General features: G+C 62.5%; 13 protein-coding genes and 1 tRNA gene. 13 read left to right on the forward strand and 1 reads right to left on the reverse strand.

What is annotated here, in order from left to right:
- The first annotated feature begins 3 nt into the window (after positions 1-3).
- The 13 genes from M0D43_RS19400 (at position 4) to pnp (ending at position 15,751) form a co-directional block, all read left to right on the forward strand.
- On the forward strand, positions 4-666 hold the full coding sequence (locus M0D43_RS19400; protein ID WP_207759582.1) for an NADH-quinone oxidoreductase subunit J: 663 nt from the start codon (positions 4-6) through the stop codon (positions 664-666).
- On the forward strand, positions 663-968 hold the full coding sequence (gene nuoK, locus M0D43_RS19405) for an NADH-quinone oxidoreductase subunit NuoK (RefSeq protein ID WP_005914274.1): 306 nt from the start codon (positions 663-665) through the stop codon (positions 966-968). Before M0D43_RS19400 ends, nuoK begins: the two co-directional genes overlap by 4 nt.
- 7 nt (positions 969-975) lie before the next feature.
- Entirely contained in the window at positions 976-3,135 is a 2,160-nt protein-coding gene (gene nuoL, locus M0D43_RS19410) for an NADH-quinone oxidoreductase subunit L (RefSeq protein ID WP_260807494.1), read from the forward strand.
- 20 nt (positions 3,136-3,155) lie between these two features.
- On the forward strand, positions 3,156-4,658 hold the full coding sequence (locus M0D43_RS19415) for an NADH-quinone oxidoreductase subunit M (protein ID WP_252162661.1): 1,503 nt from the start codon (positions 3,156-3,158) through the stop codon (positions 4,656-4,658).
- A 36-nt stretch (positions 4,659-4,694) separates the two neighbouring features.
- Entirely contained in the window at positions 4,695-6,155 is a 1,461-nt protein-coding gene (gene nuoN, locus M0D43_RS19420; RefSeq protein ID WP_003485567.1) for an NADH-quinone oxidoreductase subunit NuoN, read from the forward strand.
- 163 nt (positions 6,156-6,318) lie between these two features.
- Positions 6,319-6,395: transfer RNA gene (locus M0D43_RS19425), tRNA-Met, on the forward strand.
- 197 nt (positions 6,396-6,592) lie between these two features.
- Entirely contained in the window at positions 6,593-7,183 is a 591-nt protein-coding gene (rimP, locus tag M0D43_RS19430) for a ribosome maturation factor RimP (RefSeq protein WP_260807495.1), read from the forward strand.
- A 4-nt stretch (positions 7,184-7,187) separates the two neighbouring features.
- Positions 7,188-8,699 carry a transcription termination factor NusA gene (gene nusA / locus M0D43_RS19435; protein ID WP_101361424.1) on the forward strand — a complete coding sequence of 504 codons (1,512 nt, stop codon included), beginning with the start codon at positions 7,188-7,190 and terminating at the stop codon, positions 8,697-8,699.
- Positions 8,700-8,794: 95 nt separating this feature from the next.
- Positions 8,795-11,509, forward strand: a complete 2,715-nt coding sequence (gene infB / locus M0D43_RS19440; RefSeq protein WP_260807496.1) for a translation initiation factor IF-2 — start codon at positions 8,795-8,797, stop codon at positions 11,507-11,509.
- Between the two features lie 143 nt (positions 11,510-11,652).
- Entirely contained in the window at positions 11,653-12,045 is a 393-nt protein-coding gene (rbfA, locus tag M0D43_RS19445; protein ID WP_010371223.1) for a 30S ribosome-binding factor RbfA, read from the forward strand.
- Positions 12,046-12,124: 79 nt separating this feature from the next.
- Positions 12,125-13,051 (forward strand): tRNA pseudouridine(55) synthase TruB, encoded by a 927-nt coding sequence (gene truB, locus M0D43_RS19450; protein ID WP_252162664.1) that lies wholly within the window; start codon positions 12,125-12,127, stop codon positions 13,049-13,051.
- Positions 13,052-13,207: 156 nt separating this feature from the next.
- Entirely contained in the window at positions 13,208-13,468 is a 261-nt protein-coding gene (gene rpsO, locus M0D43_RS19455) for a 30S ribosomal protein S15 (protein ID WP_003485583.1), read from the forward strand.
- Between the two features lie 168 nt (positions 13,469-13,636).
- Complete coding sequence (pnp, locus tag M0D43_RS19460; RefSeq protein ID WP_101361421.1) at positions 13,637-15,751, forward strand: polyribonucleotide nucleotidyltransferase; 2,115 nt, start codon at positions 13,637-13,639, stop codon at positions 15,749-15,751.
- Positions 15,752-16,035: 284 nt separating this feature from the next.
- On the opposite strand, the gene M0D43_RS19465 is transcribed toward pnp, so the two are convergent.
- A complete protein-coding gene (locus M0D43_RS19465; protein WP_260807497.1) occupies positions 16,036-17,094 on the reverse strand; it encodes a DUF2272 domain-containing protein in 1,059 nt (352 codons plus the stop codon).
- Between the last annotated feature and the right edge of the window lies 1 nt (position 17,095).

Raw genomic sequence — 17,095 nt, forward strand, 5'->3', positions numbered from 1 at the left:
GTCATGATGGACTGGGTCTCTATTGCTTTTTACGCCTTCTCCGCCGTCGCGGTCGTGTCCGCCGGTGCGGTGATCAGCGTGCGCAACCCGGTGTACGCCGTGTTGTGCCTGATCCTCACCTTCTTCTCGATGGCCTGTATCTGGCTGCTGGTCGGTGCCGAGTTCCTTGGCGTCACCCTGGTGCTGGTCTACGTCGGCGCGGTGATGGTGTTGTTCCTGTTCGTGGTGATGATGCTGGACATCGACACCAGTCGGCTGCGCGAGGGCTGGGTCAAGTACATGCCGCTGGGCGTGATCGTTGCGGTGGCGATGCTGGCGCAGATGGTCACCTTGATCGGGGTCAAGTCGCGCACTGCCACGCCGTTTCCGGTCGACAATGCAGCAGCGCAGGCTGCCGACAGCTCGAACCTGACCTGGCTGGCCAAGAGCCTGTACACCGAGTTCCTGCTGCCGTTCGAATTTGCTGCGGTGATTCTGACCGTGGCGGTGGTGGCTGCGGTGATGCTGACCCTGCGCAAGCGCACCGGCATCAAGCTGCAGAACGCCGGCGAGCAATCGCGAGTGAAGGCTGGCGACCGTTTGCGCATGGTCAAAATGGCGGTTGAAAAGCCGGTACAGGTTGCGCCGCAGAGTGACGCGGCCGACGGACAGGAGGCGAAGTCTTGATTACCTTGGGCCACCTGCTGGGACTGGGCGCGGTGCTGTTCTGCATCTCCCTGGCCGGCATCTTCCTCAACCGCAAGAACGTCATCGTTTTGCTGATGTCGATCGAGTTGATGCTGCTGTCGGTCAACGTCAACTTCATCGCGTTCTCGCGCGAGCTTGGCGATACCGCCGGTCAGTTGTTCGTGTTCTTCATCCTGACCGTTGCCGCCGCAGAGGCCGCCATCGGTCTTGCGATCCTGGTGACTCTGTTCCGTACGCGCCGCACGATCAATGTGGCCGAAGTCGACACGTTGAAGGGCTGACCCGTAGATGGAAATCACTCTCTCCAAGAGTCTGCTGATCGCAGTGGTGCTTGCACCGCTGGTCGGCAGCATCATCGCCGGCCTGTTCGGTCGTCAGGTGGGGCGCAAGGGCGCGCAGTACGTCACCATCCTCGGCGTGGCGGTCAGCTGTGTGTTGTCGTGCCTGACCCTGTATCAATTGGTGGAGCAGGGCGCCAGCCCGTTCAACCAGAACCTGTACACCTTCTTCGACGTCGGCAATTACTCCGCGCATGTCGGCTTCATGGTTGATCGCCTGACCGCGATGATGATGGTGGTGGTGACCTTCGTGTCGCTGCTGGTGCACATCTACACCATCGGCTACATGGAGGAAGACCCGGGTTACCAGCGCTTCTTCAGCTACATCTCGTTGTTCACCTTCTCCATGCTGACGCTGGTGATGAGCAACAACTTCCTGCAGCTGTTCTTCGGCTGGGAAGCGGTGGGTCTGGTGTCGTACCTGCTGATCGGTTTCTGGTTCAAGCGCCCGACCGCCGTGTTCGCCAACATGAAGGCCTTTCTGGTCAACCGCGTCGGCGATTTCGGCTTCATCCTCGGCATTGCCGGCGTGCTGCTGTGGTTCGGTTCGCTGGATTATTCCACCGTGTTTGCCAACGCGACCACCATGGCCGGTGCCAAGGTGCAGCTGTTCGCAGGCCACGAGTGGAGCGTGATGACGCTGATCTGCATCTGTCTGTTCATCGGTGCGATGGGCAAGTCGGCGCAGGTGCCGCTGCATGTGTGGTTGCCGGACTCGATGGAAGGCCCGACCCCGATCTCGGCGCTGATCCACGCTGCCACGATGGTCACCGCCGGCATCTTCATGGTGGCGCGTATGTCGCCGCTGTTCGAGCTGTCCGAAACCGCGCTGAACTTCATCCTGTTCATCGGTGCGACCACGGCTTTCTTCACCGGCCTGATCGGCATCGTGCAGAACGACATCAAGCGCGTGGTCGCATATTCGACGCTGTCCCAGCTTGGCTACATGACCGTGGCGCTGGGCGTGTCGGCCTATTCGGCCGCCGTGTTCCACCTGATGACGCATGCCTTCTTCAAGGCGCTGCTGTTCCTGGCGGCCGGCTCGGTCATCATCGGCATGCACCATGAGCAGGACATGCGCAAGATGGGCGGCCTGCGCAAGTACATGAAGGTGACTTACTGGACCAGCGTGATCGGTACCTTGGCACTGGTCGGTACGCCGTTCTTCTCCGGCTTCTACTCCAAAGACACCATCATCGAAGCGGCCGCGCACCATGCGCATGAGTCGCATAGCTGGATCGCGACCTACGGCTACTGGGCAGTGCTCGGCGGCGTGCTGGTCACCAGCTTCTACAGCTTCCGCCTGCTGTTCCTGACCTTCCACGGCAAGGAACGTTTCCGCGATGCCCATGCGCACGATGCGCATGCACACCACGACAGCGCGCACACCGATGCCGAGGCGCAGGTCCACGCGCACGACGCACATGCACACGATACGCACGGCCACGACGACCACGGTCATGGCCACCATGGTGCGCACGAGCCGCACGAATCCAAGTGGGTGGTGACGCTGCCGTTGATCCTGCTGGCGATCCCGTCGGTGGCGATCGGCTTCTTCACCATCGGCCCGATGTTGTTCGGCACCGATTGGCAGGGCCATCACGCGGCGCACGCGCTCAAAGGGCAGGCCGTGTCGTTCTTCACCGGCATCGTCGACTTCTACGACCCGGCACGCGATACCGTCGGTGCGCTGGCCGAAGAATTCCACGGCCCGGTCGCGTTCGCGTTGCACGGCATGATGGCGGCGCCGTTCTTCCTGACGGTCGCCGGTCTGTTGCTCGCTGCGCTGTTCTATCTGTGGAAGCCCGACCTGGCCACCAAGTCGCGCAAGGCGTTCGCGCCGGTGGTGTGGCTGCTGGAAAACAAGTACGGCTTCGACAAGCTGTGGATCAATGGCTTCGCCGGTGGCGGCGTGGTCCTTGGCAAGGCGTCACGCGCCATCGATACCCATGTGGTCGACGGTGTCGTCGTCAATGGTTCTGCCCGACTGATCGACCTGGCTGCAAATCTGCTGCGTCGCACGCAATCCGGTTTCCTCTATCACTACGCCTTCGCAATGATCATCGGTTTGATCGCCTTGTTGGCGGTACTGATGCATTTCTGGCGTTGACCTGTACGGAATAAGAAAACGTGTCGAACTGGCCTTTACTGTCTATCTTGATCTGGCTGCCGATTATCGGTGGCGCCTTGATCCTTGCGTTGCGCAACGCCGAGACTGCCCGCTGGGCATCCCTGGCGGTGGCGGTGGCGACCTTTGTGCTGAGTCTGCCGCTGCTGGGCTACGACACCGCCAATGACGCCATGCAGTTCATCGAACTGCATGCCTGGATCCCGGCCTACAACATCGGCTACAACCTGGGCGTGGACGGCATCGCGGTCGCGTTGATCGTGCTGACCACGCTGGTGACGGTGCTGGCGCTGATCGGTGCCTGGCGCTCGATCGACAAGCGCGTCAATCAGTACGTCGCCGCCTTCCTGATCCTGGAAGGCGTCACGGTCGGCATCTTCGCTGCCACCGACGCGATGCTGTTCTATGTCTTCTTCGAAGCCATGCTGATCCCGATGTTCCTGATCATCGGCGTCTGGGGCGGTCCGCGGCGTATCTACGCGGCGATGAAGTTCTTCCTCTACACCTTCCTCGGCTCGGTGCTGATGCTGGTGGGTCTGGTCTACCTGTACCTGAAGGGCGGCAGCTTCCAGCTCGCCGACCTGTATGCGCTGCAGCTGACCGCCAAGGAGCAGACCTGGATCTTCTTCGCGTTCCTGATCGCGTTCGCGGTCAAGGTGCCGATGTTTCCGGTGCACACCTGGTTGCCGGATGCGCACGTCGAAGCACCGACTGCCGGTTCGGTGATCCTGGCGGCGATCGCGTTGAAGATCGGTGGCTACGGCTTCCTGCGCTTCAATCTGCCGATCGTTCCCGATGCCAGCCATGAGTTCGCGTGGCTAGTGATCACGCTGTCGCTGATCGCGGTGATCTACGTCGGCCTGGTGGCATTGGTGCAGGACGACATGAAGAAGCTGGTGGCGTATTCGTCCATCGCGCACATGGGTTTCGTCACTCTCGGCACCTTCATCGCCTTCACCCTGGTGCGCGAGTACGGCAGCACCGATGCGGCCCGCCTCGGCCTGCAGGGCGCGATGGTGCAGATGATTTCGCACGGCTTCGTGTCCGGCGCGATGTTCTCCTGCATCGGTGTGCTGTACGACCGCATGCACACGCGTCGCATCGCCGACTACGGCGGCGTGGTCAATGTGATGCCGTGGTTCGCCACTTTCTCCATGTTGTTCTTCATGGCAAACGCCGGTTTGCCGGGCACCAGTGGTTTCGTCGGTGAATTCATGGTGATCCTGGCCAGCTTCCAGAAGCACCCGCTGGTTGCCTTGGCTGCTGCCACCACGTTGGTGATCACCGCTGCGTACACGCTATGGCTCTACAAGCGCGTGTTCTTCGGCGAAGTGGCCAACGCACACGTGGCCGAGCTGAAGGACATCAATGGCCGCGAAGCATTCGTGCTGGGGGTCTTCGCCGCTGGCGTGCTGGCCCTGGGCCTGTACCCGAAGCCGCTGACCGATCTGATGGAACCCTCGATCGCCAAGCTGGCTACCCAGATTGCCGCGACCAAGCTCTGACCGCTTGCCGTACGTTTTGATTTCCAGGATTTAATGATGACCACGCCAACGCTCGCGCCGTTGACTACCGCTGACCTGGCTCCGCTCGTACCGGAGTTGGTGTTGATTGGCGGCGCCTTCGCACTGCTGATGCTCGACCTGTTCGTGAGCCAGCGGAACAAGGTTTGGACCCACCTGTTCTCCGTCGCCGTTCTTGCCGTGGTGCTCGTGTTGTTGGCGACCGGCACGGGCGGGCAGGGCGACATCTTCAACGGCATGTTCGTTCGCGACACTGCGGCTGATGTCATGAAGACCGTGATCGTGCTGGTCAGCGGACTGAGCTTGGTCTATGGCTGGACTTACTTGCGCGAACGCAATCTCTACCAGGGCGAAATTCCGGTATTGGTGCTGTTCGCCACCGCCGGCATGATGTTGCTGGCGTCGGCCGGTAGCCTATTGATGGTCTATCTGGGTCTGGAGTTGCTGGCGCTGTGCTCCTACGCACTGGTCGCTTCCAACCGCGACAATGGCCTAGCCACCGAAGCGGCGATGAAATACTTCGTGCTCGGGTCGCTGGCATCGGGCCTGCTGTTGTACGGCATGTCGCTGGTGTATGGCGCCACCGGTACGCTCAGCCTGGCCGGCATCCACGACGCGATCGAAGGCTCCAACGAGCGCACGTTGCTGCTCACCGGCACCATCTTCATGATCGCCGGCGTCGCCTTCAAGCTGGGCGCCGCGCCATTCCACATGTGGTTGCCCGACGTGTATCAGGGTGCGCCTGCGCCGATCGCATTGTTCATCAGCTCGGCGCCCAAGCTTGCGGCATTCGGTATGGCGTATCGCCTGCTGGAAGTCGGTATGGGTCCGTTGTCTCCGCAGTGGCATCTGCTGATCGGCGGTCTGTCGGCTGTGTCGTTGGTCGTCGGCAACCTAATGGCCATTGCGCAGAGCAACCTCAAGCGCATGCTCGCGTATTCGACCGTCTCGCATATCGGCTTCCTGCTGATGGGCGTGGCAGGTGGCGGCGAAGAAGGCTATGCAGCTGCGATGTTTTACGCGGTCAGCTACACCATCATGTCCACTGCTTCGTTCGGCGCCATCATTGCGCTGTCGCGTAATGGGTTTGAAGCGGAGAACATCGACGACTTCAAGGGACTCAACGCGCGCAATCCGTGGATGGCTGGCCTGGTGCTATGCATCATGGCGTCGTTGGCAGGTATTCCGCCGTTCCTGGGTTTCTGGACCAAGCTGGCAGTACTGGGTGCGGCAGTGAAGGGCGACATGCTGTGGCTGGCCCTGGTCGGTGTGATCTGTGCGGTGATCGGTGCCTACTACTATCTGCGTGTCATCAAGGTCATGTACTTCGACGAGCCGGTAGGCGAGCCGTTGCCGGCCAATAACGATCGCGTGCTGGGCACTGTGCTCGGCGTCAACGCGCTGGCCCTGCTGGCGCTTGGTCTGGCCTGGAGCCCGATCATGGTGTGGTGCCAGCGCGCATTCGCAGGTCTCGCGTAAGACCGCTGCGTCAGCGCACTGAAATAAAACCGCGCTGAGTGTTTCGTTTTTGTTGCATTGCGGGTATCATTCGCCGCGACGTTGAACAGCCGCCACGCTGTTCAACAGATGAAAAACTAGGGCTTGCAATTTTCGCTCAAGTTCTTCATAATTCCGCTTCTGCTGCGGGGTGGAGCAGTCTGGCAGCTCGTCGGGCTCATAACCCGAAGGTCGCAGGTTCAAATCCTGCCCCCGCTACCAAGTTTCGAATTGTTGCTTCATCGCAGTAATTCAGCTTCTTGGATCGTAAAGACGCATGTTCCCGTCTTTACGCCGGCCCTGAGAGGTCGGGCTTTTTTCACGCAAGGGGCCCATCGGGCCCCTTGTTTTTTCCGGAACCGGAAAGTTTGCTGCCGGTTGCCGGGGTTCTACTGGCAATCATCTGATCAGGGCAGTCTGTGAGCGAAAAAGCGACTGAAATCGCGAATCTGCTGAGTCCAACGGTTGAGTCCTTGGGCTTGGAACTGCTGGGCGTGGAATATCTTCCCGCTCCAGGTGGCGCCACGTTGCGCCTGTATATCGATGTGCCGCTGGCCGAGCAGCCCGAGCGTGTCATCAACGTCGACGATTGCGAGCGCGTGAGCCGTGAAGTCTCGGCCCAGCTCGACGTCGAAGATCCGATCAGCGGCAACTACACCCTGGAGGTGTCTTCGCCGGGTGTGGATCGTCCGCTGTTCACGCTGGAACAGTTCGCGCGCCATACCGGCGAATCCGCAAAGATTGTCTTGAAGCTGGCGCAGGATGGTCGGCGTCGTTTCCAGGGCGAGATTCTGCGGATCGATGCCGAGGCTGGCGCCGTGGTGTTTGCCGTCGACGGCAAGGACGTGCAGATCGGCTTCGATAACATCGACAAGGCGCGCATCCTGCCGGATTGGGTCGCTTTGGGCCTGGCACCGCAGAAACCGAATAAGCCCGGCCCGAAAAAACCCGGGCACGAGAAGAAGAAACCATCCAACGAGTCGGCGGCTGGCAAGCCGCGCGCGGAGTGACGAAATGAGCAAGGAACTTTTGCTGGTAGTGGATGCGGTGGCCAACGAAAAAGGCGTGCCGCGCGAAGTGATCTTCGATGCGATCGAGGCCGCGCTGGCTTCCGCAGCGAAGAAACGCTACCCCGACCAGGACGTGCTGGCCCGCGTCACCATCGATCACAAGGACGGTACCTACGAAACCTACCGTCGTTGGGAAGTGGTTGCCGATGACGTGGTGATGGAATCTCCGGACCGCCAGGTGCGTCTGATGGATGCCATCGACGAAGCCGACGGCGTGGATGTGGGCGACTACATCGAAGAACAGATTGAAAACCCCGACTTCGGCCGTATCGCTGCGCAGGCTGCCAAGCAGGTGATCGTGCAGCGTGTGCGCGAAGCCGAGCGTCAGCAGGTGGTGGACGCGTGGAAGGATCGCGTTGGTGAGTTGATCACCGGTGTGGTCAAGCGTGCCGAACGCGGCAATATCTTTGTCGATCTGGGCGGTAATGCCGAAGCCTTCATTCCGAAAGACAAGGGCATTCCGCGCGATGTGTTGCGCCCGGGCGACCGCGTCCGCGGTTATCTGGCCGAAGTGCGTTCCGAGCCGCGTGGCCCGCAGCTGTTCATCAGCCGCGCCGCACCCGAATTCATGATCGAGCTGTTCAAGCTCGAAGTGCCGGAAGTGGGCCAGGGCCTGGTCGAGATCAAGGCCTGCGCACGCGATCCGGGTGACCGCGCCAAGATCGCGGTGATCGCGCACGACGCCCGCACCGATCCCATCGGCGCGTGCATCGGCATGCGGGGTTCGCGCGTCCAGGCAGTGTCCAACGAGCTCAATGGCGAGCGTGTGGACATCGTGTTGTGGAACGAGAACCCGGCCAACTTCGTCATCAACGCAATGGCGCCTGCGGAAGTGCAGTCGATCATCGTCGATGAAGACAAGCACTCGATGGACCTGGCCGTGGCGGAAGACCGCCTGGCCCAGGCAATCGGCAAGGGCGGCCAGAACGTGCGTCTGGCCAGCCGCCTGACCGGTTGGCAGCTCAACGTGATGACCGCTGATCAGGTGGCCGCCAAGTCCGAGGCCGAGCAGGCAGCGGCGCGCCAGCTGTTCATGGATCGCCTGGAAGTGGACGAAGAAATCTCCGCGATCCTGGTGTCCGAAGGCTTCAACACGGTCGAAGAAATTGCCTACGTCCCGGTCGGCGAGTTGTTGGCGGTGGAAGGCTTCGACGAAGACATCGTCGAAGAGTTGCGTGCCCGTGCCCGCGATGCGCTGCTCAATGCAGCGCTGGCCGAGGAAGAAGGCCTGGAAGGAACTCAGCCCACCGAGGACCTGCTGGCGCTGGAGGGGATGGACGAGGAGACGGCCTTTGCTCTGGCCGAGCACGGCGTGCGTACCAGCGAGGACTTGTCCGATCTGGCCGCGGACGAGATCGTCGACTTCGGCATCGAGGGCATGACCCAGGAGCGCGCCGCGGCGCTGATCCTGGCGGCCCGCGCCGAGGAGATCGCCCGTTTGGAGCGCGGCGAATGAGCCGGCAATGAACCGCGCCCTGACCCCATCAGGGCTTAGAATCAGCGTTTCCCTTGCTCTGGGCGAGGGGGCGCCAACCAGATCATAGGATCCGAATGTCGCAGCAAACCACCATCCGCAAGCTTGCCGAACTGGTCAATACGCCGGTCGATAAACTGCTGGTTCAACTGGCCGAGGCCGGAATGAAGTTCAGCGGTCCCGACCAGGTCGTGACCAGCACCGAGAAGATGAAACTGCTTGGCTTCCTGCGTCGCACGCATGGCAAGGCCGACACGCCCGCCGAAGCGGCGAGCGAGGCAGCCAAGAAGATCACGCTCAATCGGCGCAAGCTGCAGGAAGTCACGGTCAACGCCGGCCGCACCAAGACCACGGTCAACGTGGAAGTGCGGCAGAAGCGCACCTACGTGAAGTCCGAAAACGAAGGCGGCGGCCGTGCCGCGCCGATGACGCCGGACGAAGAGCGCGCCGACATCCTGCGCAAGCTCGAGGAGTCGCGTAAGCGCAACCTCGACGAGCAGCAGCGCCTGGCCGAAAGCGACCGCGTGCGCGACGAAGCAATCCAGCGCAAGCGCGACGAAGAGCAGGCCGTCAAGGACCGCGTGGAGGCCGAGCGCAAGGCTGCCGAGCAGGCCGCTGCGGCTGCCAGTGCGCCGGCCCCGGTTGCTGCTGCGACGACGCCGTCTGCCGCAGCGCCTGCTGCACGTGCACCGTCGTCGCCGTCTTCCGCACCGCGTCCTTCGCGTCCAGGTGGCGCATCGCCTGCCTCGCGTCCGGCCACGCCGGCTCGTCCGGACGACCGCAACAACGCCGCCAAGCACAAGACGCGCGGTTCGCACGTCATGGTGGCTGGCGTCGAAGACGACGATGCGACCAAGCGCTTTGCCGGTCAGCTGCACCTGTCTGCGGCCGATCGTGCGCGTCGTTCCAACGTGCGTGGCAAGCCGACCGGTCGTCCGGGTTCGTCGTCGTCGCGCCGTGGCAACGATGGCGGTCGCGGCAGCAACCAGAGCAATAGCGGCCCGCACGGGTTTGAACGTCCGACCGCACCGGTGGTGCGTGAAGTGGCGATCGGCGAGACCATCACCGTTGCAGACCTGGCGCAGAAGCTTGCGCTCAAGGGCGGCGACGTGGTCAAGGCGCTGTTCAAGATGGGCGTCATGGCGACCATCACCCAGAGCATCGATCACGACACCGCTGCGCTGGTGACCGAAGAACTCGGCCACAAGGCCGTGCGTGCCGACAATGCCGACTTCGAGGACGCGCTGCTGGCGCATGCCGAAGACGCGCAGGGCGACACCACCTCGCGTCCGCCTGTGGTCACCATCATGGGTCACGTCGATCACGGCAAGACCTCGCTGCTGGATTACATCCGTCGCACCAAGATCGCCTCGGGCGAAGCCGGCGGTATTACCCAGCACATCGGTGCCTATCACGTCGAAACCAATCGTGGCGTCATCAGCTTCCTGGATACACCCGGCCATGCCGCGTTTACCTCGATGCGTGCCCGTGGTGCCAAGATCACCGACATCGTGGTGCTGGTGGTTGCAGCCGACGATGGCGTGATGCCACAGACTAAGGAAGCGGTCGCGCATGCCAAAGCGGCAGGCGTTCCGTTGATCGTGGCGGTCAACAAGATCGATAAGACCGGCGCCGATCCGCTGCGGGTCAAGAACGAATTGCTGGCCGAAAACGTGGTGGCCGAAGAGTTCGGCGGCGATACCCAGTTCATCGAAGTGTCGGCCAAGGTCGGTACCGGTGTGGACACGTTGCTGGACGCGATTTCGCTACAGGCCGAAGTGCTGGAACTCAAGGCAGTGGCCGACGGCCGCGCCAGTGGTACGGTCATCGAATCCTCGCTGGACAAGGGCCGCGGCCCGGTCGCGACGGTGCTGGTGCAGCAGGGTGCGCTGAAGCGTGGCGACTACCTGGTGTGCGGCATTCAGTACGGCCGCGTGCGTGCACTGTTCGACGAAACCGGCCATCAGCCGGCCTCGGCGGGCCCGTCGATTCCGGTGCAGGTGCTCGGCCTGTCCGGCGTGCCGGAAGCTGGCGACGACTTCGTGGTCGTCGACGACGAGCGTCTGGCCAAGGACGTGGCGCAGCAGCGCGAAACCAAGCGTCGCGAATCGCGTCTGGTCGCCTCGGCCACCAACCGCATGGAAGACATCCTGGCCCAGATGGGCAAGGGCGAGGGTCAGCAGGTGTTGAACCTGGTGATCAAGGCCGACGTGCAGGGTTCGGTGGAAGCGCTCAAGCAGTCGCTGGTGGCCTTGTCCAACGACGACATCCGCATCAACGTGATCCACTCCGGCGTGGGCGGCATTACCGAGTCCGATGCCAATTCGGCGGCGGCCTCCAAGGCCACGATCATCGGCTTCAACGTGCGTGCAGATGCATCGGCGCGCAAGATCGTCGAGTCCAACGGTATCGATCTGCGTTACTTCTCGATCATCTATGACGTGATCGACCAGGTGAAGCAGGTGGCCTCCGGTCTGCTCGGCGTGGAAATCCGCGAAGAGATCATCGGTATCGCGCAGGTCCGCGACGTGTTCCGCAGCTCGAAGTTCGGCGCGGTTGCCGGCTGCATGATCATCGAAGGCGTGGTCAAGCGCAGCAAGCCGATCCGCGTGCTCCGCGACAGCGTCGTGGTGTTCGAAGGCGAGCTGGAATCGCTGCGTCGCTTCAAGGAAAACGTCGACGAAGTGCGCAACGGGACCGAATGCGGTATCGGTGTGAAGGCTTACAACGACGTCAAGGCCGGCGACCAGATCGAGTGCTTCGAGCGTATCGAAGTCGCCCGTACGCTGTAACGGCTGCCGGGGCCTGCGGGCCCCGGACTCCGCCCTGCGGAGTTGTCCAACGCAGGTTCTGCAAGGCGAGGGCGGCATGGCCGCCCGCGTTTGTTTTTGGCTTCGGTGCCGACTGGCCCTCCGAATCAACAAGGTCCACGACCATGGCAACCAAATCATTCCATCGCACCGACCGCGTGTCTGCGCAGGTGCGTCGCGACCTCGGCACCATCGTGCACGCGGCCGTGCGCGACCACGGCTTGCCGTCGGTCAGCGTTTCCGACGTCGAAATCAGCCGCGACCTGGCGCATGCCAAGGTGTTCGTCACCGCGCTGCAGCAGGAACGTTCGGCCGAAGCGGTCAAGGGACTCAAGGAAATCGCCGGGCAGCTGCGCACGCAGCTGGCGCGCGCGATGAAGCTGCGCCACGTGCCCGAGCTGCATTTCCATTACGACGATTCGGTCGATCGTGGCGAACGCATCGACAATCTGCTGCGTGACCTGGACGACGTCGGTCCCGAGGCCACGTCCAGCGACGAAGACGCCGAACAGCGCTGAGCGCTGTCACGGCCTGCCGCCTCTGCTGCGGCCCTGATTCCTGCGGGCCCGCACAGCGCCCGATTCGAGCACCGATCTTTTGAAACCCCGCATCGTCTACCGCCCGTTGCACGGCATCCTGTTGCTGGACAAGCCGGCCGGGCTCAGTTCCAACAACGCATTGCAGGCCGCGCGCCGGTTATTGCGCGCAGAGAAGGGTGGCCATACCGGCAGCCTGGATCCCCTGGCCACGGGCCTGCTACCGCTCTGCTTTGGCGAAGCGACCAAGATCGCCGGACTGCTGCTTGGGTCGGCCAAGGCTTACGACGCCCAGATCGTGTTGGGCGTCACCACCGATACCGACGATGCCGACGGCGAGCCGCTGCGCGAACGTGCGGTGCCCGACGTGAGCGAGGCCGATCTACAGGCGGCGCTGGCGCCCTTCATCGGCCGCATCCAGCAGCAGGCGCCGATCTATTCCGCGCTTAAACAGGGCGGCGAGCCGCTATATGCCAAGGCCAGGCGCGGCGAAGCCATCGAGGCGCCGGTACGTGAGGTTCAGGTGCAGGCGATCGAGGTGTTGGGCTACTGCGCGCCGCGTCTGCAACTGCGCGTAACCTGCGGCTCGGGGACGTATATCCGCAGCCTGGCGCGCGATCTCGGCGAAGTGCTGGGCTGCGGCGCGCATATCGCTTCGTTGCGTCGGCTCTGGGTGGAGCCCTTTCGCGATCGGCAAATGATCACGCTGGAGGCGTTGACGACAGCGCTGGAGGCGGGCGCAGAAGCGCAGTCATTATTACTGCCGATCGAGGCTGGTCTGGCCGATTTTGCGCGGATCGTGCTCGATGAGACCCTCGCAGCGCGTTTTCGCATGGGCCAGCGCTTGCGCGATGCCGCATTCCCGACTGGCCAGGTGGCCGTGTTCGGACCGGACGGAAGCCCCTCAGGCCTAGGCGTGGTGGATGCGGACGGGCGCTTGTCGCCACAGCGATTGTTCAATGGACTGAACGAGATTTCGGTCTGTTAAGATTTTGTCAACTTGTTCCCTAGGCCGCGCAACGGTACAATTTCGCGGCCCCGATCGGGGCACCTCAGCGCCAAGCGCGCTCATCCTAAGCAAACGGCGAGTCCGACGGTGCGTCACGCACGTTCCTGTCGACCACGCATCTATCGAGAAAACATCATGTCTGTCGACACCCAGAAAGTTATTGAAGACAACAAGCGCAGCGCCCAGGACACCGGTTCGCCGGAAGTGCAGGTCGCTCTGCTGACCGCACGTATCGAGCTGCTGACCGGTCACTTCAAGACCCATAAGAAGGATCACCACAGCCGTCGCGGTCTGCTGCAGATGGTCAACCGTCGCCGCAGCCTGCTCGACTACCTGAAGAAGAAGGACAACGAGCGTTACAAGTCCTTGATCGAGAAGCTCGGCCTGCGCCGCTAATCGAGTCCTACCGCCGCGGCGCAGCGATGCGCCGCGGTTTTGTTTTGGTCAATCGCACTCCGTTTTTCGCAACACGCAATCTTGGGCCGGAGCCTCCCGGCCGCCCGTTCTCGGCATGGGTCGACGACGGTCCAACGCAGACAGCAACACCTAAGGGAAAAAACCTCCGTGGCAAAAATCACCAAAACCTTCCAGTACGGCAAGCACACCGTCACCCTTGAGACGGGCGAAATCGCTCGCCAGGCAGGCGGTGCCGTCATCGTTAAGTTCGACGACACCGTACTGCTGGTCACCGCCGTCGCCGCCAAAAGCGCGCGCGAAGGGCAGGACTTCTTTCCTCTGACGGTTGATTATCAGGAGAAGTTCTACGCCGGCGGCCGCATCCCGGGCGGCTTCTTCAAGCGCGAAGGACGCGCTACCGAGAAGGAAACGTTGATCTCGCGCCTGATCGATCGCCCGATCCGTCCGCTGTTCCCGGAGGACTACAAGAACGAAGTGCAGATCATCGCCACCGTGATGTCGATGAACCCTGACATCGACGGCGATATCGCTGCGCTGATCGGCGCATCGGCCGCGCTGTCGCTGGCCGGCACCCCGTTCAACGGCCCGATCGCCGCAGCGAAGGTCGGTTACAAGAATGGCGAATACATCCTCAACCCGACCGTGACCGAGCTGAAGGATTCTCAGCTCGAGTTGGTCGTGGCCGGTACCGCCAATGCGGTGCTGATGGTCGAGTCCGAAGCCGAGCTGCTGTCGGAAGAAGTGATGCTGGGCGCGGTGACGTTCGGCCATCGCGAAATGCAGAAAGTCATCAACATCATCAACGAGCTGACCGTCGAAGCCGGCACCAAGCCGTCCGACTGGGTGGCTCCGGCCAAGAATGACGGCATGATCGCCGCACTGAAGGAGGCAGTGGGCGACCAGCTCGCTTCGGCGTTCCAGGTGCGCGATAAGCTGCAGCGTCGCGATGCGATTTCGGCCATCAAGAAGGATGTGCTGGGTGCGCTGGCGCCGCGCGCCACGATCGAAGGCTGGGCTGCCGGTGATCTGTCGAAGGAATTCGGCGAGCTGGAATACCAGACCATGCGTGGCTCGGTGCTGAGCACCAAGGTGCGTATCGACGGCCGTGCATTGGATACGGTGCGTCCGATCAGCGCCAAGGCTGGCGTGTTGCCGCGTACTCATGGTTCGGCACTGTTCACCCGCGGCGAGACGCAGGCGATCGTGATCACCACGCTCGGCACCGCACGCGACGGGCAGGTCATCGACGCCGTCTCGGGCGAGTACAAAGAAAACTTCCTGTTCCATTACAACTTCCCTCCGTATTCGGTGGGCGAGTGTGGTCGTTTCGGTGCGCCGAAGCGTCGCGAAATCGGTCACGGCCGTCTGGCCAAGCGCGGCGTGCTGGCGGTGATGCCGAGCCTGGAAGAATTCCCGTACACCATCCGCGTGGTCTCGGAAATCACCGAGTCCAACGGTTCGTCCTCAATGGCATCGGTCTGCGGCAGCTCGCTGGCGCTGATGGACGCCGGTGTGCCGATCAAGGCACCGGTTGCCGGTATCGCGATGGGTCTGGTCAAGGAAGGCAACGACTTCGTCGTGCTCTCCGACATCCTGGGTGACGAGGATCACCTCGGCGACATGGACTTCAAGGTGGCCGGTACTGCCGAAGGCGTGTCCGCGCTGCAGATGGACATCAAGATCGAAGGCATCACCGAAGAGATCATGAAGCAGGCATTGCAGCAGGCCAAGGCCGGCCGTCTGCACATTCTCGGCGAGATGGCGCATGCGCTGACCACGCCGCGTCAGGAACTGAGCGATTACGCGCCGCGTCTGCTGACCATCAAGATCCACCCGGACAAGATCCGCGAAGTGATCGGCAAGGGTGGCTCGACCATCCAGGCCATCACCAAGGAAACCGGGACGCAGATCGACATTCAGGACGACGGCACGATCATCATCGCCTCGGTGAATGCGATCGCTGCGCAAGCTGCAAAGTCGCGCATCGAGCAGATCACCTCGGACGTGGAGCCGGGCCGCATCTACGAAGGCAAGGTCGCCAAGATCATGGACTTCGGTGCGTTCGTCACCATCCTGCCGGGCAAGGATGGCCTGGTGCACGTCTCGCAGATCTCCAGCGAGCGCGTGGAGAAGGTCGGCGACAAGTTGAAGGAAGGCGATCTGGTCCGCGTCAAGGTGCTGGAAGTGGACAAGCAGGGCCGCATCCGTCTGTCGATCAAGGCGGTGGAAGAAGGCGAAGGCGTTCCGGCTTCGGCCGAGTAACCGCTGCTGCCTAATGCGTCAGCTGTGATGCATGACGAAAAAGCGGGCTTCGGCCCGCTTTTTTGTTGTGTGCGATCACTGCTCGATTCCTTCTCCCATCGGGACAGTGTCCCCCTTCATGGGGGAGAAGGGGGCACGCAGTGCCGGATGAAGGTGCGCCGCAGGGAGATATCACCGCCGCGAAGGCCGAACGCGGCGCCACCCGCCAGCAGAAGTGAATCGATGGCGTCGCGCTCACCACCCAAGCCTGTCTCCCGACGGGAGAGAGGCTTTACCGCGACAACCTATCCCTGCTGTTGCTGTTGCTGTGGCGCAGGCTGCGTTTCCGGACGCGGCGGTACGACCCGCGGAAAGCCTGGGGGCATCGTGTGTTCTGCAGGCGTGATGCTGGGTGTCGGCAGTGGCGCTGTCGGTGGCGGCGCAACCATTGCCGCATCAGGACGCAGTTTCAGCAGTGTGGCCCAGTCGCGGCGATTGAAGTCGCATAGCTCTTCGTGCGCCGGCGTGCACTCGCTGGCAATACCCAGGCTGTCTTCGTTCGGGTCCTGGCTGCTGTCCGATTGCGGCGTTGGCAAGACCACGCGACCGGCGCGATCCAGCGGCATCTTGCGCATCATCACCGTGTTGAACACATTGCCGCCGATCAAGTACAGCGTGCGATCGCCGCCGACGCTGGCGGCCACCACCACGTCGCAATGCGACTGCCACGGCATCGATGCGCTACCACCGAGCGCAGTCTTCAGACCGGCATAACCCAGCGCGGCGCTGCGCCCGCGCAGCAGGCACAGCAGATCGCCCGGCGCGGGCTTTTCGACCGCCGGATCGGTGAATTGGTACGGGCCAGTGGCGCCGTCGTTGTAAGCGCTGCGGATGTAATCCAGATGGCGTGCGGAACGATGAAAACCGCTCAGCCCCGACTGCGCCATCACCCAGGAAATGAAAGCGGCCGACCATGGGTTGTCGATCAGAAACGCGCGGCAGTCGCTGGCGGTGTAGCGCGTGCCATCCAGTGCCGCGCAGCTCGATGCGCCGGGGCGGCCGCCCATCGATGCAAGTGTGCCGCTGCCTCGCCAGTAGCCTGCAACGCGCTGCCAGGCGACCAGACCATGGTCGGCGAGATAACCCGATTCGGCTTCGGTGACGCCCAGGCTGGCCACGCGACCCTTGGCATCGATAAACGGGCGCTGCCACAAACGGTGCTCATTGCAGGCATTACGCACGATGGCGATGGCAGCGGCGCTGGTGCCGAACCGTGGCGGGATATCGCACACTTCCGCAGCCGCAGCGCTGCTTCCAACACCTGCCAGCAATAAGCAGAGCCACGGCCAAGGTTGTACGGTCATT

It is taken from the genome of Xanthomonas prunicola (assembly GCF_025266575.1).
In the GTDB taxonomy this organism is placed as follows: Bacteria; Pseudomonadota; Gammaproteobacteria; order Xanthomonadales; family Xanthomonadaceae; genus Xanthomonas; species Xanthomonas prunicola.

What these genes read in the sequence shown, in the direction of transcription:
- M0D43_RS19400 (WP_207759582.1), top strand. Translation starts at nt 4, where the DNA reads ATGATGGACTGGGTCTCTATTGCTTTTTACGCCTTCTCCGCCGTCGCG.
- nuoL (WP_260807494.1), top strand. Translation starts at nt 976, where the DNA reads ATGGAAATCACTCTCTCCAAGAGTCTGCTGATCGCAGTGGTGCTTGCA.
- nuoN (WP_003485567.1), top strand. Translation starts at nt 4,695, where the DNA reads ATGACCACGCCAACGCTCGCGCCGTTGACTACCGCTGACCTGGCTCCG.
- nusA (WP_101361424.1), top strand. Translation starts at nt 7,188, where the DNA reads ATGAGCAAGGAACTTTTGCTGGTAGTGGATGCGGTGGCCAACGAAAAA.
- infB (WP_260807496.1), top strand. Translation starts at nt 8,795, where the DNA reads ATGTCGCAGCAAACCACCATCCGCAAGCTTGCCGAACTGGTCAATACG.
- rbfA (WP_010371223.1), top strand. Translation starts at nt 11,653, where the DNA reads ATGGCAACCAAATCATTCCATCGCACCGACCGCGTGTCTGCGCAGGTG.
- rpsO (WP_003485583.1), top strand. Translation starts at nt 13,208, where the DNA reads ATGTCTGTCGACACCCAGAAAGTTATTGAAGACAACAAGCGCAGCGCC.
- M0D43_RS19465 (WP_260807497.1), bottom strand. Translation starts at nt 17,094, where the DNA reads ATGACCGTACAACCTTGGCCGTGGCTCTGCTTATTGCTGGCAGGTGTT.